We start from the raw sequence: 24,193 nt of genomic DNA, 5'->3' as shown, positions 1-24,193 counted from the left end.
AAAAAACCCCAGATTATTCTTATACCAAAGCTACAAAAAGTCATAATATTCACTATGTTAAATAATGAGTGTAAGTGATGCTATCATCATCACTGGCTGTTCATTTATTTAACTATTCTGAGTTAGCCCACATTAAGTATGATATTATACTAACAATAGAATGAGTCATTCATTCTATTGTTTTTTATTTATAATCATCAACTATCATTAAAGAAATTATTTTGTTCGATTTGAGACTATTACTGCTACATCAAATTCTTCAATAATCCTCACTTATTCAAGATAAAATATTACTAATTTAATATCTGTAAATAGTATTTTTTTCTCAAAATTTACACCCACTTAGGAAATTCAGAAAACATTTTCTCCAATAGATTCAGTATGATCAAAGCATCAAAATTACAATATAACGCCTTGAATTATTAAACTATTTATTGGACATAATGCAATGAAAGAACAATTATCTTCCTACTGGAAAATATTAATTGAAGCTGTTAAGCAACAAGTGAAGCCAGCTTTAGGTTGTACCGAACCCATTTCACTTGCATTAGCTGCTGCCACTGCAGCTCGTTATCTGCAACATAATATCACCCGTATTAGCGCAGAGGTTTCTCCTAACTTAATGAAAAACGGAATGGGAGTGACTGTACCGGGCACGGGTATGGTGGGATTATCTATTGCGGCTAGTTTAGGGGCTGTTGCTGGAGATAGTGAAGCAGGTCTAGAAGTATTAAAAAATGCCACACCAGAACAAGTTGAGTTGAGTAAAAATCTATTAAATTCAGGCATTGTCTGCGTATCAATAAAAAAAGCCTGCCAAGAGGTGCTTTACTCTGAGGTTACCGTTGAAGATGGTGAAAACAGTGCCACCGTCATTATTGCAGGTGATCATACTAATATTGTTAAAATTATCCATAATGGTCAGGTGGTGCTTGATAAATTATCATCACAATCTGAACAAACGGCCTCACCTTGCCAAATTAAGCAAGCCTTAACCAACACTAACACACGAGAAATCTATCAGTTTATTACTCAAGCTCCTGTAGAAGAAATTTCTTTTATTTTGCAATCGGCGCAATTAAATGACGCATTATCAAAAGAAGGCTTGAACAATACTTACGGTTTGCATATTGGTCAAACCTTACAACGCCAGCAACAACGTGGCTTGTTAGCTAAAGATCTGCTTTCTGAAATTATGATCCGCACTTCAGCGGCTTCTGATGCACGTATGGGCGGTGCCGTACTCCCCGCAATGAGTAACTCAGGTTCAGGAAATCAAGGTATTGCAGCTACAATGCCTGTTGTGGTGGTTGCTGAATATTTACAGGTTAGTGAAGAAAAAATGGCAAGAGCATTAATGCTTTCACATTTATTAGCCATTTATATTCACCACAAATTCCCGGCACTCTCCGCACTATGTGCTGCAACAACCGCATCAATGGGAGCTGCTGGTGCTATTGCGTGGTTAATGGAAGAACGCTATGAACCCATGGCAATGGCAATTAGTAGTATGATTGGCGATATTAGTGGCGTGATTTGTGATGGTGCCTCTAACAGTTGTGCGATGAAAGTGTCGACAGGAGCAAGTGCCGCTTATAAAGCGGTATTAATGGCGCTAGATGATACCTGTGTGACGGGTAATGACGGCATTGTCACTCATGATGTTGATATGACAATCGAGAATCTTTGTGCATTAGCTAGTCGAGCAATGCAACATACTGATGTACAAATTATTGAAATTATGGAATATAAAGCTGTTGCTAATGGCTAATTAGTATAAAAAAACACCCCATAATGGTTATTATGGGGTGAAACATAAGATCCCAGGAACAGGATCCTCCTCAAGTCCAGGAGTATGATTAATATTCGTTACTGCTATTTACTGCTTACTACTTACTGATATTACATCACTACCAACAAACACTTTTCTCAAACAATCGCTATTACTCATATTCTTTAGTGTTATGCATTAACGCATCGAAACTGGCTTTTATTTCTTCTTCAGGCAGATGAATACCAATAAAGACTAAGGTGCTTTGACGAGTTTCATTCTCTTGCCAAGGTCTATCCCAATCAGCGCTATATAATCGTTGCACTCCTTGGAATAACAACCGGTTAGGACTATCTTTAATATTTAAGATCCCCTTATAACGTAATAAGTTATCGGCAAAGCTCAATAACAAAGACTCCATAACATCAGAGACTGCTTGTAACTCAACGGGATAATCAAAATTTAGTACAATAGACTGAATATCATCTTGTTTTTCTGGCTGAAAACGAAACAGGGGTTGCTTGATCTCTAAAGTATCATTCAACATAAAGCCTTTTACGTTAAACAATAGTGCTAAATCAATGTTCCCATTGATCACCGTATAGGTAGGCGCTCTAGCATTAATACGTCTTAAACGAGCAAGTAATTGTTGGCTCGCAGGTTGAATATCTGTTTTAGTTAATAGAATGCGATCCGCATAACCAATTTGAGATTGAGCAATAGCAAATTGATCTAACTGTTGCTGAGCATGGATTGTATCAACCAGTGTAATAATGCCATCTAATAAATAGCGTTGGCAGATCACTTCATGAGAAAAAAATGTTTGTGTGATAGGCCCCGGATCAGCCATCCCTGTACACTCAATCACTAGGCGATCAAACACAATGTCACCACGATCAAGACTATCGCAGAGATCGAGCAAAGTATCTTCAAGCTCATTCGATTTACTACAACAGATACAACCATTGGTGAGTGTTTTTATTTGTGTTGCTCTATCACCAATAATTTCATCATCGATAGGCACTTCACCAAATTCATTTTCAATCACCGCAATTTTATAGCCATGCTCCTCATTAAGCATATGGCGTAAAAGCGTTGTTTTTCCCGATCCTAAAAAGCCAGTCAATATTGTTACTGCAATAGGTTCCATTATTTGTCTCCTTTACAGATTATTAGCAACAGCGGAAACCACCTTTACCATCACCGCCACCATAACGGGCTTCCTGACGTTCACGGAAAAACTCGTTATAGGTCATCACTGGTTTATCAGGATGGTTGTCCTTCATGTGCTGCACATAGTTATCATAATCAGGAATACCTATTAACATACGAGCGGCTTGTCCTAGATATTTTCCAGCTTGCCCTAAATTACCAAACATAAGTTTCTCCTAAGCCCCGCACTCATTAAGTGAGTACGGGGGTTTTTAGCCTATTCGCCTAAGATTAATGACCTGAAGATATCTTCACATCTTTTGGCATAGGTACGTATGGTGTTTCTTGTGCTGACTCTTTCGGATTTTTACGTGCTTTCATTGCGGTACGGATACCGTAGAAAATAATGCTGTAAACAACCACTAAGAACAGAATACTTAAACCTGCATTGGTGTAGTTATTAATCACAATGTGGTTCATATTGGTGATTTCTGCGGCAGTAAGATCTGCCCCACCGGCTAAGATTTTCGCTTTGTACTCATTAGCAAGATAGAAGAAACCTTCCATTTGCGGATCATTACTGAGCAGTTTTAATCCTAGCGCCCATGTTGTACAAATTAATAACCATACCGCAGGAATAACGGTTACCCAGATGTATTTCGTTCTCTTCATCTTGATTAAGATGACCGTACCTAAAACAAGTGCAACAGCCGCTAACATCTGATTGGAGATCCCAAACAGTGGCCATAAGCTCTTAACACCACCCAGTGGGTCAACAACACCTTGGTACAATAGATAACCCCATAAACCGACACAACCTGCTGTACCGATAACACCAGCAATAAAAGAGTCTGTTTTCTTCAAGTATGGGATAAAATTACCTAACAAGTCTTGCAGCATAAAACGACCAGAACGAGTTCCTGCATCTAATGCCGTTAAAATAAAGAGTGCTTCAAATAAGATCCCAAAGTGATACCAGAAGCCCATATCCGCCGCAGGTAAAATTTTATGGAACACCATAGCAATACCCACCGCTAATGTAGGTGCACCACCAGCACGATTGAGTACAGAAGGCTCACCTATATCTTTGGCGGTTTGTAAAATCTCATCAGGCGAGATAACAAAGCCCCATGAGCTAACTGTCGCAGCCGCGTGTACGGTGACATCTTTTAATTGATCCATAATCATTGCGGTGTTTTCACCCCCTAACTCATGCAGATTTGGCATTGTAATGCCTAATCCGGCAGGCGGTGTATTCATCGCAAAATAGAGACCTGGTTCAATAATAGAGGCGGCCACTAACGCCATGATCGCAACAAATGATTCCATTAACATTGCACCATAACCAATAAAACGTGCATCCATTTCATTGGCGATCAATTTAGGCGTTGTACCTGATGCAATCAGTGCGTGGAAACCAGAAACTGCACCACAAGCAATAGTAATAAATAAGAATGGGAATAGAGCCCCTTTCCATAATGGTCCTGTACCATCAATATATTGGGTCATCGCTGGCATTTTTAACTCAGGATTTAGAATAACAATCCCGATAGCTAAACCAACAATTACACCAATTTTTAGGAAAGTCGCTAAATAATCACGAGGGGCTAAAATCAGCCATACTGGCAGTAAAGCAGAGATAAACGCATAACCAATCAACCCAAAAGTAATAGTGGTGTCTTTAAAGGTTAATGCAGGCCCCCAGTAAGGATCACTCGCGATAACGCCACCAAACCAAATAGCGGCAATCAGTAAAACAATACCAATAACAGAAACTTCACCCACACGACCTGGGCGAATATAGCGCATATAGATCCCCATAAATAGGGCAATAGGTACTGTTGAACAGACGGTGAATACTCCCCAAGGACTTTCTGCTAATGCTTTCACTACAATCAGGGCTAGCACCGCAAGAATGATGATCATGATAAGGAAACAGCCGAACAGCGCGATAGTTCCCGGTACAGGCCCCATCTCTTTCTTTATCATCTCACCGAGAGAGTTACCATTACGGCGCGTCGAAATAAACAGCACCATAAAGTCTTGTACGGCTCCAGCAAGTACCACCCCAGCTAATAACCACAATGTACCGGGTAAATAACCCATTTGGGCAGCCAATACTGGCCCAACAAGTGGTCCAGCACCCGCAATAGCGGCAAAGTGGTGACCAAAGAGGACATAACGATTAGTTGGAACATAGTTCAAACCATCATTATTAATTACTGAAGGAGTGGCTCGAGTAGGATCGAGCTTCATTACTTTTTGAGCAATATAAAGACTGTAATAACGATAAGCGACTAAGTAGACCGCAACAGAAGCAACAACTATCCATAATGCACTGACGTGTTCACCACGGCGTAGTGCAACCACTGACAGACAAAAAGCACCAATAATCCCGAGGATCACCCAAGGTATGTGCTTAAGAAATGTATTTTTGTTCATGAGACACCTTTTTTTCAGGCAAGACCGAACAGCCAAAGAGTAGTACGGGACAATTGATAATAATTTGAGCGAATATGAAAATAATGACCCGCAGTGACATCATATGAAGAATGTCTGATGAATAGTGTTATTAAATCGCTAAACGGTTATATAGTGAGTTAAGCGGTCTATTTTCTCAGTTGAGTGGTTTTACTGATGTTAAAAGGTATTTTTTTTGTGATCGAGATAACAAATTTATGACTATCAATAAGTTAGAAAACTATTAATTACATAAAAAATCTTTTTTATTATACAAAAAAGGGAGATTTAGATCACAAATAAGCAACAAATAGTCATTATTAATATAATTGAGGCAATATTAACAATATCAGTCAAGGTGACAGTAAAATCAAAAAAAAAGCACCTCATTATATTGATAACAAGGTGCTTTTTTATTAAATCTTTTGTGTATTAATAGTGGATCTTCTGGCGTCCCGCGATAGAGTGTGACAACGTGGTACCATCCACCATTTCTAATTCACCACCAACAGGCACGCCATGTGCTATTCTGCTAGCAGCAATATCATATTGAGCGCATATCTCAGCAATATAGTTTGCTGTAGCTTCACCTTCCACCGTAGGATTGGTGGCTAAAATCACTTCTGATATAGGCTCTTGGCTTAGACGCTCTTCAAGTCTATCTAAGCCAATATCCATGGGACCAATGCCATCTAGCGGAGATAGATGTCCCATTAATACAAAGTATCGACCTGCAAACTGCCCTGTCTGCTCGATAGCATGAATATCTGCCGGGCTTTCCACTACGCATATCTGACCATTTTGCTGACGTCGAGCATTAGCACAGATCGTACAACGCTCTTCTTCAGTAAATGTTCGACAATCACAACAGTGACCAATTTCAGACATTGCACGCGTTAATGCTTGTGCAAGTCGCATTCCTCCGCTTCTATCACGTTGAAGCAGATGAAAAGCCATTCGTTGCGCTGATTTTGGTCCAACGCCGGGTAAACAACGCAACGCTTCCATTAATGATTCAAGAAGAGGGCTAGTTTGCATTAGAATGGCATCTTAAAGCCTGGTGGCAATTGCATACCATTAGAGACTGATGCCATCTTCTCTTTTTGTGTCTCTTCAATGCGACGTGCAGCATCATTAAAGGCGGCAGCAATCAGATCTTCTAACATCTCTTTGTCATCTTCTAGCAGACTAGGATCTATTTCAACACGACGGCAATTATGAGCACCATTGATAGTGATCTTCACTAAGCCAGCACCAGATTCACCGGTGACTTCTAAGTTAGCGATCTCTTCTTGCATTTGCTGCATTTTTTCTTGCATCTGTTGGGCCTGTTTCATCAGATTGCCCAAACCACCTTTTCCGAACATAATTGTCTCTCTTTGTAAAAGCTACGCTGTATAGAAATATACAACATGTTGCGATTAAACAGGCCGGATACTCTCTTCATCCAATTCAGCATCAAAATAGTGCTGTAATGTCTGAATGGTTTTATCCGTAGTAATCGATTGACGCGCTAACGCCAACTTCTCTTCATAAATGGCTTGTCGCCATTCTAACGGCGTTTTAACCGTTAGATTATCATCTTCTATAATTGTGAGTGAAATTGCTTTTCCATGCAATTCACTTAGCGCATTTGTCAGTGTTCGTAGTGCATTTGCTGAATTTAAATGTTTCTGCTTACTGCGTAAATGCAAAATGATCGTTTCTTCACCGACCGTCTCTTTATAGGCATTTAACGCTAACTGCTGCACTAACTTCGGCAATGGCATTTTAGCTATTTCCGCCGCCCACTCGTCCCGCTGTTGCGACTCTTGCGCAATTTTAGCGGCTAATTCAGGCGTTTTTTCATACTCAAGAACTTCTTTGATCTCTTTCGGTGAAGAGACCACGGGCTCAGTTACTTGTGCCTGTGGATTTTGTGGCTTCCATTGATAAGCTTCTTTTTTCTTTTTCTCGACTGCAACAGATGACCGTTTTTCATTAACCCTTTGCTGGCGTTTTTCACTGACGGCTGCTAGCCGCTCTAATGCACTAGCAGCCGGCTTAGCCTGTTTAGGCGTCGCCGGTTGAGGCTTTTTTGGTGGCGTCTCTTGCTCGGCTCCCCTTATGGCTTGCCGTGCTCTTAACAGTTGTGCCGCAGGGCTATTTCCTAATGTAGCACTGTTTTCTGGCGACGGTGATACTTTAGGTGTCGCCGTTGCCATATTGCTTCTCACTTGAGGCGCCGATGTTTCAACTCGCTGTTGATTCGGCTGTGATGCTAAAGGCAATGTTTGCGCTAAAGGAGCCGTAGGGATTTCATCAATGACAGTTTTAGGATGAAAAGCAAGCGCCCTGAGAAGGGTCATTTCTACACCCATACGTCTGTCTGGCGCATAAGCCAGCTCTTTTCGCCCAACTAATAAAGTTTGATAATAAAGTTGTAAATCTTGTGGCGACACTGATTTGGCTAATAAACGTAAACGCTCTTGTGTAAATTGCTCTTGGGGATTATTTTCACTCGGCAAAAGTTGTAACATCGCAATTTGATGTAATAATGAGAGCGTTTCGACTAAAAAGTTTTCCCAATCCGTTCCTCTTAAAGCAACCTCATTAACCAACGACATCACTTGTTGGCCATCTACTTTTACTAAAGCTTCAATCAGTGCTAATGGTTGTGCATCATCAATCGTGCCTAGCATACGACTAACGACTTCTGTACTTACAATACCTTCGCCACTCGCAATTGCTTGGTCGGTTAGGCTTAATGCGTCACGCATACTTCCATCTGCTGCACGGGCAATTAATTGGCGTGCTCGCACATCATTTTCAATGTGTTCTGCGGATAGTACTTTCTCAAGCTGTGTCGCTATTTGGTCAACATCAAGTGCCCGCAGGTGAAATTGCAAACAACGAGATAAGATAGTAACAGGTAGTTTTTGAGGATCTGTGGTAGCCAACAGGAATTTAACGTGTTCAGGTGGCTCTTCTAACGTTTTAAGTAACGCATTAAAACTATGACGAGAAAGCATATGCACTTCGTCAATAAGATAGACTTTAAAACGACCACGAGCCGGCGCATATTGAACATTATCGAGTAGCTCTCGTGTATCTTCAACTTTCGTTCTTGATGCCGCATCGATTTCTATTAAATCAACAAAACGCCCTTGCTCTATCTCAAGGCAATTAGCACATTTACCACAAGGTTTACTGGTTATGCCTGTTTCGCAATTCAGCCCTTTAGCAAATAGACGGGCGATCGTCGTTTTTCCAACACCGCGAGTGCCAGAAAAAAGATAAGCATGATGTAACCTTTGGTGATCAAGACCATTAGCCAATGCGGTCAAAACATGACGTTGACCGACAACATCGTTAAAAGTTTGTGGGCGCCACTTTCGGGCAAGTACCTGATAGCTCATTGATTCCGCTAAATATGAACAAGATTTATCTCTATGCTAACACAGGGATAGCCTATTGAGCGAGATCTGTAGGAAACAAATGAGATATTGATGAAATTATCCACACACTTTAAAGCGGTGACTATTGTGCGGGCTCAATGTATTGGGTCATACATTTTGATACACCCGCACGATGATGGGCATTTACCAGCAAATGCATTAAGCATCTGATTGACACTAAAAAAGCATTAATGCCCTGGGAAATTAACTAATGTGAAGCTATGGATCCCTTCTTTTTCTAGACGCTCAATACCGCCTAAATCAGGTAAACAGATAATAAATGCAGCTTCTGTTACAGTTCCACCTAAACGACGAATAAGACGAGCAGTCGCTTCGATAGTACCACCAGTTGCTAATAAGTCATCAACCATTAATACTTTATCTTTATCCGTAATGCTGTCTTTATGGATCTCTAATGTATCTGTACCGTACTCTAGATCATAAGTTTCACTAAGCGTCTCACGAGGCAATTTACCTTTTTTACGCACTGGCACAAAACCCACACCTAAACGTAAAGCAACAGGGGCACCAAATAAGAACCCGCGGGCTTCGGTACCTACAACTTTAGTGATACCCTGACCTTGATAGTGCTCAACTAATAAATCAATCGTTGCCTGATATGCCGCGGGATTATCCAGTAATGTCGTAATATCACGGAATAAGATCCCTTCTTTAGGGTAATCAGGAATGGTTTCAATGCTGTCTTTAATAAATTGCAGTTGTTGCGCGTTAGCAGTCATAATCAGTGCCATAATAAAAAACGAAACGATAGAATCTATGCAATATGCCGTTAAAATGCAACAGAAAGCCAGTGAACAACTCTTTTTTGTTGCTTTAAGTCAATTCATGTTTTTAGCAAAACAGGTACAAAGCCCAAATGAAAAAAACAGATCCATTGAGTTTGTTTAAAAAACAGATCGACAATCTCGCCGAAACCTTAGCGCCAATTGCAAACAAAAAAATTGCAGCACCTTGCTTCGACACAGCACTATTTCACCACCGCAGTGATTCTCTTGGTGGTTATATGCAACAGATCCGCGATAATTTTACTCAGTTAATAACTTGTGTTGAGGCACAACGTAGCCAGCAAGTTAAGTTTCTGGCAACACAAATCCTACAACAAATTGAAGCATTAACTCGTGAATTATCGACACAAACACTAAGAAAGCAAGAAAACCAGCTTAGTCAACGCAAAAAAAGTGTCGATTTATACCAAAAACTTGCCCAACATCAGGATTACGAGCGCCGATTACAGTCGATGATCCAAGATAGAGAGCTTGCTTTAACTCAAGCACAAAGCTTTGTACGCCAACAAGAATTACAAAAAGAGATTGCTGCACTTGAAAATCGCCTAGCGCGTTGTAAAAGTGCCCTAGTTTCTATAGAAAAGAGTATTGAACGACAAGAAGATAAATATTAATCGGAGCCATAATGGAATTAAAAGATGCCCCTAAATCAGTTCAGTTAGCGGTTGATTTGATTTACTTATTTGAAACCAATCATATTGATCCCAACACCGTACTTGAGGCACTGGAAATTGTACGAGTTGATTATGAGAAAAAACGAGATAATCAAACCGCTAACTAAACATCTTACTATTTAATTAAATGGCGTATTCGCTTCAGGTGTTGAACCATCAAGAGGGCCTTTTTTTATTTCTTGCACTTCTTCCCCTTGTTTATTATGCAGATACACTTCTAATTGGTTAAACGCGATATTGATATCATTTTCATTGCAAAGTTTATCAATAGCGCGGTTGACTTCGTCGATAGCAGTATTTCTATCCCCAAGCGTTCTAACATAAAAACGTAATTCATGATTTAACGTGCTAGCCCCAAATTCGGTAAACAGCACCACAGGCTCTGGCTCAGTCATCACTTTGGGATTATCTTTTGCTGCTTTCATTAAAATGGTTTTCACTTTATCCAGATCAGAACCATAAGCAACACCGACTTGAATGATAATACGTGTGACAGTATCAGATAATGTCCAGTTGATCAGTCGTTCAGTCACAAAGGCTTTATTCGGGATAATAACCTCTTTGCGATCAAAGTCCGTTACCGTGGTTGCTCGGATACGAATACGACTCACTGTTCCAGAATAAGAGCCAATTGTCACCGTATCACCAATTCTGACCGGTCTTTCAAATAAGATAATTATCCCTGAAACAAAGTTAGCGAATATTTCTTGTAAACCAAACCCTAAACCAACCGTTAAGGCTGCCGCCAACCATTGTAGTTTTTCCCATGCTACGCCTAATATCCCCAGCGAAACAATTGTACCTATCGCAATAATAATATAGGTCAGAATAGTCGTAATGGCATAAGAAGCGCCTTGCTGTAATTTAATTCTTGAAAGAATAAGAACTTCGAGTAAACCCGGTAGGTTTCTTATCATAAACCAAGAGATAGCCATAATGGCAAAAGAGAGGAGTAAGTCAGCAACCGTCACTGCTTTAACCACATTACCTAACTCTGTAGGCAAATTATAATGCCAAAGCGTAATACCATCTAAGTAAGTAAAGATTGTAATAAAGTCAGACCAAATACCATAAAAACTGGAAGCAAAGATAATAAATAAGATCATTGTGGTTAATCTTAATGATTGTTGGTTTATCTGCTCCATATCCATCGGTGGCTCTTGGATTGGCTCGAGAGTGTTATCGTCCCCCTCTTTTTTCTCTTTAAGCATCGCTTGTCGGCGCTCTAGCGCTCGACGATACGCCAGTCGTCTTGCAGCAACAGTAAGGCCGCGTAAACTCGCGTGGTAAGCAATAAACCACAACATAAGTAGATATAAACTATCAATCCAACGATTGGCTAAACGTAGTGCGGTGTAATAATAACCAAAAATAACTAACCCCATTAAAAGTAAAGGCGAGAAAGTTAATAAGGTGATAACCACCGTTCTCACAACATGATTACCCTTTTCTTGCCACATTTCACGACAAAAAGGTAATGCACACAGACTAATAAAAAAGAGTGAAATAATTGTCACTAATTGACCAATCACATCACCCACTAACAATAATGGGTTATTAATACCATAAGCGGAAAGTAAAATAATTGGCAACATGGGAAGCGATAAACGTAATAAACGTTTACGATTTTGTTGTACTCGCTCTAGGGGGATCTTAAAGTGATTAACGGCCACTCCATTATCCGACATTAAACGATAAGACCACTCAAACATCAGCCAAAATACCGCAAACTGCCAAGTAAAAGACCAGATAAACTCTTGTTGCACATTAAAGCTATTAATTAGCCAATATCCTATCGCTAACACAATACAAGAAAGGGGTAATGTTTTTAAGAAAACAATCCCTAAAGCCAATGGAGTATGTAACTGCGTATCTTTATTAAGCTTATTAATATCAGCACTTAATTTATCAAACTGCTTATCAAATTTTTTACGTTGCCAAATCAGTATGCTACTGAACAAAACTAGCGCAATCAGCACAGGATATGATTTTTTAGCCCCGGTCAACAGATTTTCATTTGACCAGTTGAGTTTAAAACTTTGAAATTCAGCCACTGCCTGATCTGGAAAGGTTGAGAACCAACTGAGGTTAATCGGTTTATTACTGCTTACCCAGAATATTTGTTGCGCTAAGGTGTTTTCTAATGAACTCACCACACTACGTAGCTGTTGCTGATCCATCTGTAAATTAATAGATTCAGAAATTTGGCTACCCAGTTGATTATTGAGCTTATCCAGTAGATCTCGTCGCGCATCAATCAGTTGTAATAATGCATTATGTAGCTCTTTTAGCTCATTTTTATCAGTAATTTCCGGATGTGCGGCTTGGTACTCTTGCATTAATTGGTCGATATAGAGATTCGGCTGAAAAATCTGATCTCTTTGTTTATTGATTTCAAACTGTTCTAAACGTAAGTCAGCAATTTTATCCGGTAACTTATTGATAAAGATATCATCAGGTAGCTCAATTTGCTCTTCAAATAGAATACGAGAGAGCAACAGACTCCCTTTCAATACATCAATTTGCTCTTTAAGATTGCGCTCTGATTGGATAGCTCTATCTAGGCGGTTTTTGACCATTAAACTATGGCGATTTAACTCATTATTATTTTGTGTAGTAATAATCAGCTTATCGCTGAGTTTTTTATTAATATCAGCTTGAGCTAAATAAAAAGCGTTATTTTTAATCGCCTGATTACTCAGCTCTGCCGTCTGCGCCTCTTTGGCAACCTCTTCTGAACTGTCTAAACGTTTATCACTTAAGATCTCTTGCAGTAGTTGAGCATGCTCTTGAGAGAGGTCAATATAGGCTGAACTATAATCACGCTGTAATTGTAATAAGCTTTGTAGCTGTACATTAGATTGCAGTGTTCGTTTTTGAAAACTGTTTTGTTGTTGCAAATAATATTGTTCTAATTGTAAAAGTTGCACAGAAGAAGATCGCATTTGAGCTTTATCTGCACTGCTTTTATTTAATGCAATTCGTATTTGTTGCAATCTTTCTGAGTTATTAAATAAAACAGATTGCGCCCTTTCTGGTTGCGTTTGTAAAACAATAAGCTCATTACTGTAATTGGCTAAATCTTCCTGTGCTTTCGCTAAGGATTGTAAAACCTCTTCTAATTGCGACTCTAAAGTTGCAAGCGGTAGACTCTCTAAAGATTGACGGTAGTCATCAACTTCTTTGTTTGCTATTTTCTGTTTTAATTGACTTAATTGATTTTGAATACTGCGTAGCTTTTCTGGTAATTGCTCTACTGTCTTATTATAGTCGTCTGCTTTTTTCTCTAGTTGTTGAATATTATCAAGAAGTAGCAATGCCTGCTCTAGATCACCAATAGTGAGTTTATCTTCGGCACTTAAGTCACTACGTTTATTTAATAAATTAAGCTGGTTTTGAATACTTTCTTTGGTGGGTAAATTATTGCTGACTGTTTCTGCTTTAGCCGGGGTAAAAAGTATATTTCCTAACAAAACAAAGAGGATAGAGACAATAAATATTGTCGAAATAAAATGATTTAATCGAATAAAAACGTTAGATCCACGCATATTGAGCAACTTGTTCAATGAATATTGAAAAACTGCCTCTTAGTATAATCCAATTACTTGAAATTGGCAGTGTCATTAGAACAAGTCGCCTAGATGTTTCTCCCCTGAGAAAACAGAATATTGATCAGAAAGTCAAAATCTTATCCGCGTCGAGAGTCCATTGTGCTAAGTCCACCAATGTCCCAAGTTCAGCACCATCCACTAAAGGTAATTCACTGATACCACGAGTATCTGTACAGGTTTTGCATAACTTAACAGGGACGTTTTGTGCCGTTAAAATTTCTAACATTTGTTGGAGGTTGTAACCTTCTTTGGGTTGCTGATGAGCCAGTGCACCGGTTACCGCATCAGACATTAAAAAGATATTTAATTGCGTTTCTGGATGTTGCTCTTTTAAAGTAATAGATAAACGCAGTGCGTTAAATAATGATTCATTACCGTATGCTGCACCATTTGCAATCACTAATACTTTGCTCATGAACTTCTTCCTTATGTTTAAGAATAAATTAAGATAGCGCCGATATTCTCATATTTACGCTATGCTTAATCATATCAATAAAACTATCAACCAAATATTGACTTTCCTCTTTAATAGAAAAACTTTCTGGTGAAAATAACCAATTTTCAGCAAGCCCTGTCATCATAGCTCTTAACATAATCGCAGCTCTTCTTAAATCAAGGTTGGCTGGGAGTTGTTTTTTTTCGATACAGCGAGATAAAGATTGCTCTATTCTAGAGTAATCGGCTGCACATAATTCTCGGCGAATTTCAACAATTGGTGTCATTTCACCAACAAATTCGCACTTATGGAAATATATTTCTAGAAGTGCATTATGTTTCGGATCTTCGACAATTGATGTCAATATGTAAATAAGCAATTCTCTTAATACAAATAGTGGATCATCTGGATATTTTGATTGATACTCTAATTCTAATGATTCTATTTTTAAGTCGGTGAGTTCACACGCTTCAGTAAATAAATCCACTTTATTCTTAAAGTGCCAATATATTGCACCTCGAGTTACTCCGGCCTCGGTTGCAATATCTGAAAGTGATGTGGCAGAAACACCTTGCACAGTAAATAGCCTAAGTGCAGCATCAATAATCTGCTGTCTTGTCTCTTGTGCTTGGCGTTTAGTTTTTCGTGCCATTATTCCTCGATTTTGACTGAAGTTAATTTACATACATTCATGTATGTTTGTACTATACATCGCAATCATTCATCAACTTAATTATTTTTTATCCCGGGAAACAACTTTTGAATAGAGGTTTTCTTATGCGAAAAAACAGAGGGGTTTTGCCTCTGGCTCTGTTAGTGCTTTCAGGCAGCTTGGTTATTGCTGGATGTGGCGACAAAAATCAGTCTGCTGGAGGTCCACCTCCTGCTCCTGCTGTAGGTGTTGTTACATTAGATGCGAAACCACTGACTATCACAACAGACTTACCTGGTCGTACATCTGCTTATCGTATCGCAGAGGTTCGCCCTCAGGTTGGCGGCATCATCTTAAAACGCAATTACACCGAAGGTAGTTATGTAGAAGCAGGAACATCTTTGTACCAAATCGATCCTGCTATTTTTCAAGCTACATTAAACAGTGCTCAAGCTGATTTAGCAAAAGCGAAAGCGAATGCTGAAATTGCTCGCCTAACTGTAGAGCGCTATAAACCTCTACTCGGCACCAATTATGTCAGTAAACAAGATTTTGATACCGCAACATCTCAGTACGCTCAAGCTGTTGCTGCAGTAAAAGCAGCTGAAGCTACAGTGACTAATGCAAAAATTAATCTTGAATATACCAAAGTCACCGCACCAATTTCTGGCCGTTCAGGTAAATCAACGGTAACAGAAGGCGCATTAGTTGCACCTGGTCAGCAAGTGGCTTTAACAACCGTTCAGCAAATCGATCCGATTTATGTCGATGTGACACAATCGAGTGAAGATTATCTGAAATTAAAAAATGAAATTGAAAGTGGCATTGTTCGTCAAGAGCAAGGTAAACCTGTTGTTCACTTAACCTTAACCAATGGTCAATCCTACGCTCAAAAAGGTCATTTAGAATTTTCTGATGTGACCGTTGATGAATCCACAGGCTCTATCACTATGCGTGCAATCGTACCTAATCCTAAAGGTGAATTACTGCCTGGTATGTTTGTTCGTACAAAATTAGAAAATGGTATTCGTCAAAATGCTATTTTGATCCCACAACAAGCTGTTATTCGTACTCCTCGTGGTGAAGCAACAACCATGGTCGTTAATAAAGACAACGTGGTTGAAGTGCGTACTATTGAAGTATCACAAGCAGTTGGTAATAAGTGGCTAGTGAATAGTGGTGTTCAGGTTGGTGACCGCGTTATCGTTTCGGGGCTACAAAAAGCAAAACCTGAAATGAAGGTTACGCCACAAGAAGAAAATTTAGATGCAACAGCATCAACTGAAAAATCTGAACCAGCGAAGGATCCTCAATAAGGAGTCGATGATCTATGCCTAAGTTTTTTATAGACAGACCAATATTTGCGTGGGTAATTGCCATAATTACCATGCTTGCTGGTCTTTTGGCACTCATCAAACTGCCTGTTGCACAATATCCAACGATTGCACCGCCAGCGATTTCCATCTCTGCGGTCTATCCAGGAGCTGATGCAACCACGGTACAGAATACTGTAACCCAAGTTATCGAACAGAATATGAATGGTATCGATAACATGGTTTATATGTCTTCAACCAGTGATTCTGCAGGTATGATGAATATCACGCTGACCTTTGAAGCTGGTACTGACCCTGATATTGCGCAAGTCCAAGTGCAAAATAAATTGCAATTGGCAATGCCTCTTTTACCTCAGGAAGTACAACAACAAGGGATTAGTGTCGATAAATCTTCTAGTTCATTCTTAATGGTTGCAGGTTTTATCTCTGGTGATGGCTCGATGTCACAAGATGACATCGCCGACTATGTAGGTGCAACAATTAAAGATCCATTAAGCCGTGTCACAGGGGTGGGTGAAACGCAGTTATTTGGTACACAATACGCGATGCGTATTTGGTTAGATCCAGATAAACTGGTGAAATATAACATGACCACACTTGATGTTATTAATGCGATTAAATCGCAAAATAACCAAGTGGCGGCAGGTCAATTAGGTGGTACGCCACCAGTGCCTGGTCAGCGTTTAAATGTATCTATCATTGCGCAAACTCGACTTAATACACCTGAGCAATTTGCTGATATTCTGATGAAAGTCAATCAAGACGGTTCACAGGTTAAGCTAAAAGATCTGGGTATTGTTGAGATGGGGGCTGAAAACTACAGCACGATTGCTCGCTTTAATGGCTTACCTGCAGCAGGTATTGGTATTAAACTGGCAACAGGTGCTAACGCCCTTGATACCGCAACAGCAGTACGTGCGGCACTTGCTGATATGGAGCCATTCTTTCCTTCTGGATTAGAGGTCGTTTATCCTTACGATACAACACCATTTGTTAAGATCTCTATTTTTGAAGTGGTTAAAACGCTCGTTGAAGCCATTATGCTGGTGTTTGTAGTCATGTATCTGTTCTTACAGAACTTCCGTGCTACATTAATCCCAACCATTGCTGTGCCCGTCGTATTATTAGGGACTTTCGCCATATTGTCCGCGTTTGGCTATTCGATAAACACCTTGACGATGTTCGCGATGGTACTAGCCATCGGTCTACTGGTTGATGATGCTATCGTTGTAGTAGAAAACGTTGAACGTGTGATGCAAGAGGAAGGACTGTCACCTAAAGAAGCGACACGTAAGTCTATGGGACAAATCCAAGGTGCATTGGTGGGTATTGCCCTCGTGTTATCTGCGGTATTTATTCCAATGGCATTCTTTGGTGGTTCAACGGGTGCGATTTACCGACAGTTCTCAGTTACTATTGTATCAGCGATGGTGCTGTCTGTTTTCGTGGCATTGATTTTAACCCCTGCACTTTGTGCGACATTGTTAAAACCAATCCCGAAAGGCAGCCATGGTGTACAAACAGGTTTCTTTGGTTGGTTTAACCGCGTTTTTGAAAAAAGTAGTCACCACTATACAGACAGTGTTTCTCGTACACTGCGTGGTACAGGTCGTTACTTACTGATCTACGTCTTACTTGTTGCTGCTATGGCAATTATGTTTGTGCGTTTACCGGCGTCTTTCTTACCAGAAGAAGACCAAGGGGTATTACTGACAATGGTTCAGTTGCCCGCTGGATCAACCCAAGAGCAAACTCAAGACGTATTAGCACAAGTCAATGACTACTTTAATACTAAAGAAAAAGATGTGGTTAAGTCGGTCTTTACCGTCAGCGGCTTTGGTTTTGGTGGTCAAGGTCAAAACATGGGGCTTGCTTTCGTCGTATTAAATGATTGGGATGAGCGTAAATCAGACCAAGACAAAGTCCCTGCTATTGTCGGTCGTGCTAACCAAGCTCTTTCTCAAATTAAAGAAGCCTTTGTTTACTCCTTTAATATTCCAGCGATTGTTGAGTTAGGCTCTGCAGGTGGTTTTGAATTCGAGTTAATCGATAATGCCAACCTGGGACACGAAAAACTCATGGAAGCAAGAAACCAATTGCTTGGAATGGCAGCACAAGAGCCACAAATGTTGACGGGTGTGCGTCCTAACGGTCAAGAAGATACCTCTCAGTATCGTCTTTATATCGACTTAGAAAAAGCACAAGCTCAAGGTGTTGCGGTCAGTGATATCTACTCAACATTAGGTACGATGTTTGGTGGTAGCTACGTTAACGACTTTATCGACCGTGGTCGTGTGAAGAAAGTTTACGTTCAAGCAGAATCACAATTCCGCATGTTGCCACAAGATATTGCTAATCTTTATGTTCGTAACAATGCGGGTCAGATGGTGCCTTTCTCATCCTTCATTGATACTAGTAAAGATCCTTGGTTATATGGCTCACCACGTTTAGAGCGTTATAATGGTTTACCAGCTGTCCAGATCCAAGGTAGTGCAACACCAGGACAAAGTAGTGGTGATGCAATGCTAATGATGGAACAACTCGCCAGCAAATTACCAAGTGGTATTGGCTACGAGTGGACGGGTATGTCATACCAAGAACGTCTATCAGGTAACCAAGCGCCAGCACTGTATACTATTTCATTAATTGTAGTATTCCTTTGTTTGGCGGCACTCTATGAGAGTTGGTCAGTGCCTTTCTCAGTTATGTTAGTCGTACCTTTAGGGGTCATTGGTGCATTAGCATTTACTACATTGAGAGGGCTTGAAAACGACGTTTACTTTAAGGTTGGGCTACTTACCACCATTGGGTTATCGGCGAAGAACGCCATATTGATTGTCGAATTCGCCAAAGACTTAATGGAAAAAGAGGGTAAAGGGCTAGTAGAAGCGACGTTAGACTCCGTTAGAATGCGTCTACGTCCAATTCTAATGACATCGTTAGCCTTTATGCTTGGGGTTATTCCTCTGGTATTAAGTAACGGTGCAGGCTCCGGTGCGCAAAACTCAGTAGGTACAGGGGTATTCGGTGGTATGATTGCCGCGACATCCCTTGCTATTTACTTTGTTCCTATTTTCTTCGTTGTGATCCGCAGAAGGTTTGCGAAGAAAAACGAAGACTTAGAGCACCCAAACTATCCGCACCAAACTAAGTAATCATTATGCTATACCACAGCCAACATAATTTGTTGGCTACCCATCAAAAAGGTCGCTTAGCGGCCTTTTTGTTTTATTTTAATTTTTCGTGTTAATCCCGCCCCTTTATATTGTTATCAATTAAAGAAAAACATATCCCTAATCAATAAATCAGTTTAATTTTTTTCTTATATATGACTTTTTGTCAAATTTAACGCACTATTTTTTATTAATATCAGCTTATCACCAAGACTATTTAGCGATATAAGACATTTTTAGCAAACAAATACTAGGATAATCATCAAGTTAATTATCCTTACTTTTACGCTTCTCAACTAAATTTTTACGAAAATAGACAAATTTCTATCGCTCAGATAGTGACTTATGCAATAATAGTGCTATATTAAGCGTACAGTACTTTTATTTTGTACACTTTTTCAACTTGCATTGAATGTAGTTTCGTATTTAAATACCTTTTTCAAATTACACCATTACTATGTAGAAATAATAAAAACAATTATTAAACATTATTGGTATATGAATAAAATATAAAGTTGCTGTTTATTTTAAGATTGTTTAATTAATTCATTACTGAATTAAGCCGCAAGCTTCATTAATAGCTAATTTATCAGTATTAATTATTAGTGTTTCTTTAGCATAATTCAGTCACAATAAGCTATGGACGAATATTCACCAGAAAAAATAGATTTAGCTGAATTGTCATTTTTATGTGAAGAGCTATTACAGCAAGCATTAAGCTCATTAGATAAAGGTACCGCAGTTTGGAACAATGATCTAAGTAGCACAAAAAGCGTTGACCTTAATGCCCTAATTGATCACATTATGGGCTTTAGTTGGCTGTTTAAGATAAAATATCCTGATAAACACGCTATTAACACTTTAATGGAAGAGTGCATAGAAGAGACTTATCGGTTATTCGGTAGTGACTCCATTTCCTACTCGGAATTGAATAATTGGAAAGAGTTAAACTATTCACTGTTAACGCTTATCGATAAAAATCCTAAAAGTTATATCAAGTAAATTAAATTACCTTTAGTTTTATTTAAATTATAGAGAAAAGACAACATGACTAAAACAGACTATCTAATGCGTTTAAGAAAATGCACCTCAATCGAAACCCTTGAAAGAGTGATTGAAAAGAACAAATATGAACTGACCGATGATGAGTTAGAGCTATTTTATTCAGCTGCAGACCATCGCTTAGCAGAGCTAACCATGAACAAACTTTATGACAAGATCCCAGCATCTGTTTGGAAATTTGTAAGATAATCGTATTAGCAAGTAACCATTAGTATCCTCTTATTTTTACTATCTCTTTATAGTAATTGGGTTAATAGTTCTTATTTTTAGGTATCGTTTTATTCATGCTTTTTTAATAAGTAAAATGATTACACACTATCATGCCGTGCTTATAACGGCATGACGGCATAATTCTTACAACTTCTCTTATTATTCATCTATAACGCGTAGGCGATAATAGGTGAAAGGCATTCTGTTTCTTATTAATTCACCAAACCCATATTGAGAGTAAATATAGTTAAAAAAACTATTAATTAAACAATATGTAAATAGAAATATGTTTAGATGCAAACGTTCAACGATACGATTACGATGAAGAAAGTAACTGGATAAAAAATAGCGGGATTGCAATGCAGAAATTGGGTGGGGCCTTGCCAGCGACATCCCGGCACACACGACACCTGCCATGGCTGCTTCCTTCCGGACCTGACCGAGTTAACAAGTTAGTGTTGCGGGAGAACCAACAAGACCCCATAGATTGTCTTATTGCTAAGACGATATGCATTATCTTTTAAAGCTATCCAAATAGCAAGGAAAGCCAGACCAAGTGCTGATAAATTACTCAATAAGGCCTTATGCTTTGCCAAATTCTTTCAATTTATACCCTCTATTAGCTAATATCGCGATTGCTCCCCTATCAAATAAGGTGTTACGGCATTTTTAGCAAAATATAAACAGCAGATTATTTTTTTATCCGATAGCGGATTGTATATAATCAAAACTATAAAACATAATCTATCCGATGATATATAGGTAAACTATGAGCCAGGCATTAAAAAAACTTATCAACTTAATGGAGCTTGAAAAAATAGAAGAAGGCCTATTTAGAGGTCAAAGTGAAGATTTAGGTTTACCACAAGTCTTTGGTGGACAAGTTGTTGGCCAAGCTCTTTATGCGGCAAAACAAACAATTGCTGATAATCGCTATGTTAATTCATTTCACAGCTATTTTTTACGACCTGGTGATAGCCATAAGCCTATTATTTACGATGTGGAATCTATCCGTGATGGTGGCTCATTTAGTACTCGTCGCGTCAGTGCTATTCAACAAGGTAAGCCTATTTTTTATATGACCGTCTCTTTCCAAGAGTTTGAAGAAGGCTTTGAACATCAAGATATGATGCCTGAAGTCCCTTTTCCAAATGATTTGATCTCTCAAGATGAGATATTGAAAAAACTTGCCCCAAAATTACCCGAACCGCTAAGAACACTCGCATTAAGAGAAACACCTTTTGAAGCACGCCCCGTGCAATATTTTAGCCCGTTTGGTTATGAGAAAGCACCTGCGGAACGTTATGTTTGGTATCGTAGTCGCGGAGAAATGCCATCTGATCCTTTCCTACACCAATACTTATTAGGTTATATCTCTGATTTTGATTTTTTACCCACCTCACTGCAACCTTATGGTTTAGGTTTTATGGATCCGAGTTTACAAGTGGCTACCATCGATCATTCCATGTGGTTCCATCGCCCATTTCGTGTTGATGACTGGTTACTTTATGCTATTGAAAGTCCATCAGCCTCAGGTGGTCGCGGATTTGTGAGAGGAAAAATGTTTAATATGAGTGGGCAACTAGTTGCCTCTTCTGTTCAAGAAGGTGTTATCCGTCAAAAACGAATAAAATCAAACAAATAACGCAGTGAGAATATTCCCCCCTCAGTTGAGGGGGAATAGACCATTACTGCTCGTACGCTCTTTCTCCATGAGTGGTTATATCTAATCCATCATGCTCTTCTTCTTGTGAGACACGCAATCCCACTAGCTTATCGGCAATTTTAAAGGCAATGTAAGCCACAACACTTGACCAAATAAGCGTAATCACAACACTAAATAATTGAGTTAGCACTTGCTTACCTAACGTCATATGCTCGCTATAACCAATGCCCCCTAAAAAGGAAGCCGTAAATATGCCCGTTAATAAACAGCCCGCAATACCACAAGTACCATGAATACCAAAAACATCACAGACATCATCTGCTTTTAACCAACGTTTAAGAACCACAACCCCCCAAAGCCCGATGATGCCAGCAATAATACCAATAACCAAAGCACCAATAGGGCCTACGGTTCCCGCGGCTGGGGTAATAGCAACTAATCCCGCAATACATCCTGAACAACTACCTAACATAGAAGGTTTCCTTCTCACTAGCCATTCAGCAAATGTCCACGCAAGAACTGCACCTGCGGTAGCTACAACTGTATTTAAAAACGCCAATGCAGCAATACCATTAGCGCTCCCTGCAGAGCCTGCATTAAAACCAAACCAACCAATATAAAGTACCGCTGTACCAGTAAAGACCATAGGTAAATTATGTGGTTTAATCGCAGTATGTTGATAATCACCTCGTTTACCTAGTAAGTAAGCACCAACAAGCGCTGCTACAGCGGCATTAATATGGACAACCGTCCCTCCCGCAAAATCTAATGCTCCATCATCGATAAGCCAACCACCTTCTCCCCATACCATATGGGCAATGGGAATATATGAAAAAGTAAACCAAATAACAGTAAAGATAAGCAGTGCTGAAAAACGAATACGTTCACCTAATGCGCCAACAATCAGGGCCACGGTGATCACCGCAAAAGAGCCTTGAAATACAACATGCACATATTGATTAATTTCACCAGCAACAGAATCGACTGAAATATTATTGAGAAAAGTAAGTGACCACCCACCCCAAATCTTATTTCCAGCAGTAAACGCCAAACTATAGCCAAACATAATCCAAAGGATAATCACTACACTGAAAATCAACATCACTTGCGTCATTAGTGATAATACATTCTTACTGCGTAGTAACCCGCCATAAAAGAGTGCGATACCGGGAATAGTCATAAAAAACACCAATGCACTACAGATCAGCATAAAACTGTTGTCCGCTTTATCTATGTCTATTGTGGTGGCTCCAATAGCTAACTGAGGTAATAAAAAGTATGTAAGTGCTAACGTAAAAAAATAACTAATAAATCGTTTCATTTGTTAGCTCCTCTACAAGGCTTCTTCACCAGACTCTCCTGTACGAATACGGATCGCCTGCAATAACTCTAAAACAAAAATTTTGCCATCTCCTACTTTACCAGTATCAGTAACTTGGCTTATGGCTTGTAGCACAGGCTCTAATTGCCCATCACAAACCGCTAATTCTATTTTTACTTTAGGAAGAAAGTTAACCTCATACTCAGCTCCCCGATAAAGCTCGGCATGTCCTTTTTGTCGCCCATATCCTTTTACTTCACTGATTGTCATTCCATTAATCCCAAGCTCAGAGAGTGACTCTCTTACATCTTCTAATTTAAATGGTTTAATAATCGCGATGATATATTTCATATAATTGCTCCATACGGTTTTAGAAAGCGCCATACTGATAGAGCAAGAGATATGCCAATACTTATTTCATTGATAAA

At 39.3% G+C, this 24,193-nt stretch carries 20 protein-coding genes and 1 other RNA gene; 8 read left to right on the top strand and 13 right to left on the bottom strand.

The genetic code is table 11. From position 1 onward, the window contains the following. Window positions 1–448: 448 nt before the first annotated feature. Window positions 449–1,771 (top strand): L-cysteine desulfidase family protein, encoded by a 1,323-nt coding sequence (locus AACU95_RS16365; RefSeq protein WP_004245055.1) that lies wholly within the window; start codon window positions 449–451, stop codon window positions 1,769–1,771. 172 nt (window positions 1,772–1,943) lie between these two features. Here the strand turns inward: AACU95_RS16365 and yjiA are convergent, their stop codons facing one another. From yjiA to apt, 7 genes are all read right to left on the bottom strand, one after another. Further along, window positions 1,944–2,921: a GTPase gene (gene yjiA, locus AACU95_RS16360; RefSeq protein WP_017628278.1), complete on the bottom strand. Its 978-nt coding sequence runs from the start codon at window positions 2,919–2,921 to the stop codon at window positions 1,944–1,946. Window positions 2,922–2,943: 22 nt separating this feature from the next. Beyond that, complete coding sequence (locus AACU95_RS16355) at window positions 2,944–3,150, bottom strand: YbdD/YjiX family protein (protein WP_004245057.1); 207 nt, start codon at window positions 3,148–3,150, stop codon at window positions 2,944–2,946. 64 nt (window positions 3,151–3,214) lie between these two features. After that, a complete protein-coding gene (locus tag AACU95_RS16350; RefSeq protein ID WP_004245058.1) occupies window positions 3,215–5,365 on the bottom strand; it encodes a carbon starvation CstA family protein in 2,151 nt (716 codons plus the stop codon). Between the two features lie 450 nt (window positions 5,366–5,815). Further along, on the bottom strand, window positions 5,816–6,421 hold the full coding sequence (gene recR, locus AACU95_RS16345; RefSeq protein ID WP_004245059.1) for a recombination mediator RecR: 606 nt from the start codon (window positions 6,419–6,421) through the stop codon (window positions 5,816–5,818). Then, a complete protein-coding gene (locus AACU95_RS16340; protein WP_004245060.1) occupies window positions 6,421–6,750 on the bottom strand; it encodes a YbaB/EbfC family nucleoid-associated protein in 330 nt (109 codons plus the stop codon). Before AACU95_RS16340 ends, recR begins: the two co-directional genes overlap by 1 nt. Window positions 6,751–6,804: 54 nt before the next feature. Further along, the gene (gene dnaX, locus AACU95_RS16335; RefSeq protein WP_161737118.1) at window positions 6,805–8,781 is read right to left on the bottom strand and encodes a DNA polymerase III subunit gamma/tau; all 1,977 of its coding nucleotides are present in this window, start codon (window positions 8,779–8,781) and stop codon (window positions 6,805–6,807) included. Between the two features lie 227 nt (window positions 8,782–9,008). After that, a complete protein-coding gene (gene apt / locus AACU95_RS16330; protein ID WP_012367485.1) occupies window positions 9,009–9,560 on the bottom strand; it encodes an adenine phosphoribosyltransferase in 552 nt (183 codons plus the stop codon). A 137-nt stretch (window positions 9,561–9,697) separates the two neighbouring features. On the opposite strand from apt, the gene priC reads away from it, so the two are divergent. Together priC and rsmS are read left to right on the top strand one after the other, a co-directional pair. Continuing rightward, window positions 9,698–10,240, top strand: coding sequence for a primosomal replication protein PriC (priC, locus tag AACU95_RS16325; protein WP_036908352.1), 543 nt, complete (start codon window positions 9,698–9,700; stop codon window positions 10,238–10,240). 11 nt (window positions 10,241–10,251) lie between these two features. Then, the gene (rsmS, locus tag AACU95_RS16320) at window positions 10,252–10,407 is read left to right on the top strand and encodes a pleiotropic regulatory protein RsmS (RefSeq protein WP_004245067.1); all 156 of its coding nucleotides are present in this window, start codon (window positions 10,252–10,254) and stop codon (window positions 10,405–10,407) included. A 12-nt stretch (window positions 10,408–10,419) separates the two neighbouring features. Here rsmS and mscK read toward each other — a convergent pair whose 3' ends face one another. The 3 genes from mscK to acrR all read right to left on the bottom strand — a co-directional run bounded on the left by mscK (window position 10,420) and on the right by acrR (window position 14,999). Then, on the bottom strand, window positions 10,420–13,848 hold the full coding sequence (gene mscK / locus AACU95_RS16315; protein WP_012367484.1) for a mechanosensitive channel MscK: 3,429 nt from the start codon (window positions 13,846–13,848) through the stop codon (window positions 10,420–10,422). 124 nt (window positions 13,849–13,972) lie between these two features. Then, window positions 13,973–14,326 (bottom strand): DsrE/DsrF/TusD sulfur relay family protein, encoded by a 354-nt coding sequence (locus tag AACU95_RS16310; RefSeq protein ID WP_004245069.1) that lies wholly within the window; start codon window positions 14,324–14,326, stop codon window positions 13,973–13,975. A gap of 28 nt (window positions 14,327–14,354) precedes the next feature. Beyond that, complete coding sequence (gene acrR, locus AACU95_RS16305; protein WP_004245070.1) at window positions 14,355–14,999, bottom strand: multidrug efflux transporter transcriptional repressor AcrR; 645 nt, start codon at window positions 14,997–14,999, stop codon at window positions 14,355–14,357. Window positions 15,000–15,124: 125 nt separating this feature from the next. Here acrR and AACU95_RS16300 point away from each other — a divergent pair, with 125 nt between their 5' ends. The 4 genes from AACU95_RS16300 (at window position 15,125) to AACU95_RS16285 (ending at window position 20,757) form a co-directional block, all read left to right on the top strand. After that, window positions 15,125–16,315: an efflux RND transporter periplasmic adaptor subunit gene (locus AACU95_RS16300; protein WP_004252545.1), complete on the top strand. Its 1,191-nt coding sequence runs from the start codon at window positions 15,125–15,127 to the stop codon at window positions 16,313–16,315. A 14-nt stretch (window positions 16,316–16,329) separates the two neighbouring features. Beyond that, window positions 16,330–19,488 (top strand): efflux RND transporter permease subunit, encoded by a 3,159-nt coding sequence (locus AACU95_RS16295; RefSeq protein WP_004245072.1) that lies wholly within the window; start codon window positions 16,330–16,332, stop codon window positions 19,486–19,488. Window positions 19,489–20,145: 657 nt separating this feature from the next. Further along, window positions 20,146–20,508, top strand: a complete 363-nt coding sequence (tomB, locus tag AACU95_RS16290; protein ID WP_004245073.1) for an Hha toxicity modulator TomB — start codon at window positions 20,146–20,148, stop codon at window positions 20,506–20,508. A gap of 45 nt (window positions 20,509–20,553) precedes the next feature. Further along, window positions 20,554–20,757, top strand: coding sequence for an HHA domain-containing protein (locus AACU95_RS16285; RefSeq protein WP_004245074.1), 204 nt, complete (start codon window positions 20,554–20,556; stop codon window positions 20,755–20,757). A 399-nt stretch (window positions 20,758–21,156) separates the two neighbouring features. Here AACU95_RS16285 and ffs read toward each other — a convergent pair. After that, window positions 21,157–21,253: signal recognition particle sRNA small type (ffs, locus tag AACU95_RS16280), an RNA gene on the bottom strand. 294 nt (window positions 21,254–21,547) lie between these two features. Here ffs and tesB point away from each other — a divergent pair. Beyond that, window positions 21,548–22,423 carry an acyl-CoA thioesterase II gene (gene tesB, locus AACU95_RS16275; protein WP_004245075.1) on the top strand — a complete coding sequence of 292 codons (876 nt, stop codon included), beginning with the start codon at window positions 21,548–21,550 and terminating at the stop codon, window positions 22,421–22,423. A gap of 43 nt (window positions 22,424–22,466) precedes the next feature. Here the strand turns inward: tesB and amtB are convergent, their stop codons facing one another. Beyond that, window positions 22,467–23,765, bottom strand: coding sequence for an ammonium transporter AmtB (amtB, locus tag AACU95_RS16270; RefSeq protein ID WP_004245076.1), 1,299 nt, complete (start codon window positions 23,763–23,765; stop codon window positions 22,467–22,469). 12 nt (window positions 23,766–23,777) lie between these two features. Continuing rightward, window positions 23,778–24,116, bottom strand: coding sequence for a P-II family nitrogen regulator (locus tag AACU95_RS16265; protein ID WP_004247234.1), 339 nt, complete (start codon window positions 24,114–24,116; stop codon window positions 23,778–23,780). Window positions 24,117–24,193: the final 77 nt, after the last annotated feature.

The organism is Proteus sp. G4415 (assembly GCF_963896075.1).
Taxonomy (GTDB): domain Bacteria; phylum Pseudomonadota; class Gammaproteobacteria; order Enterobacterales; family Enterobacteriaceae; genus Proteus; species Proteus mirabilis.
This window is presented reverse-complemented; position numbering and strand designations above follow the sequence as displayed.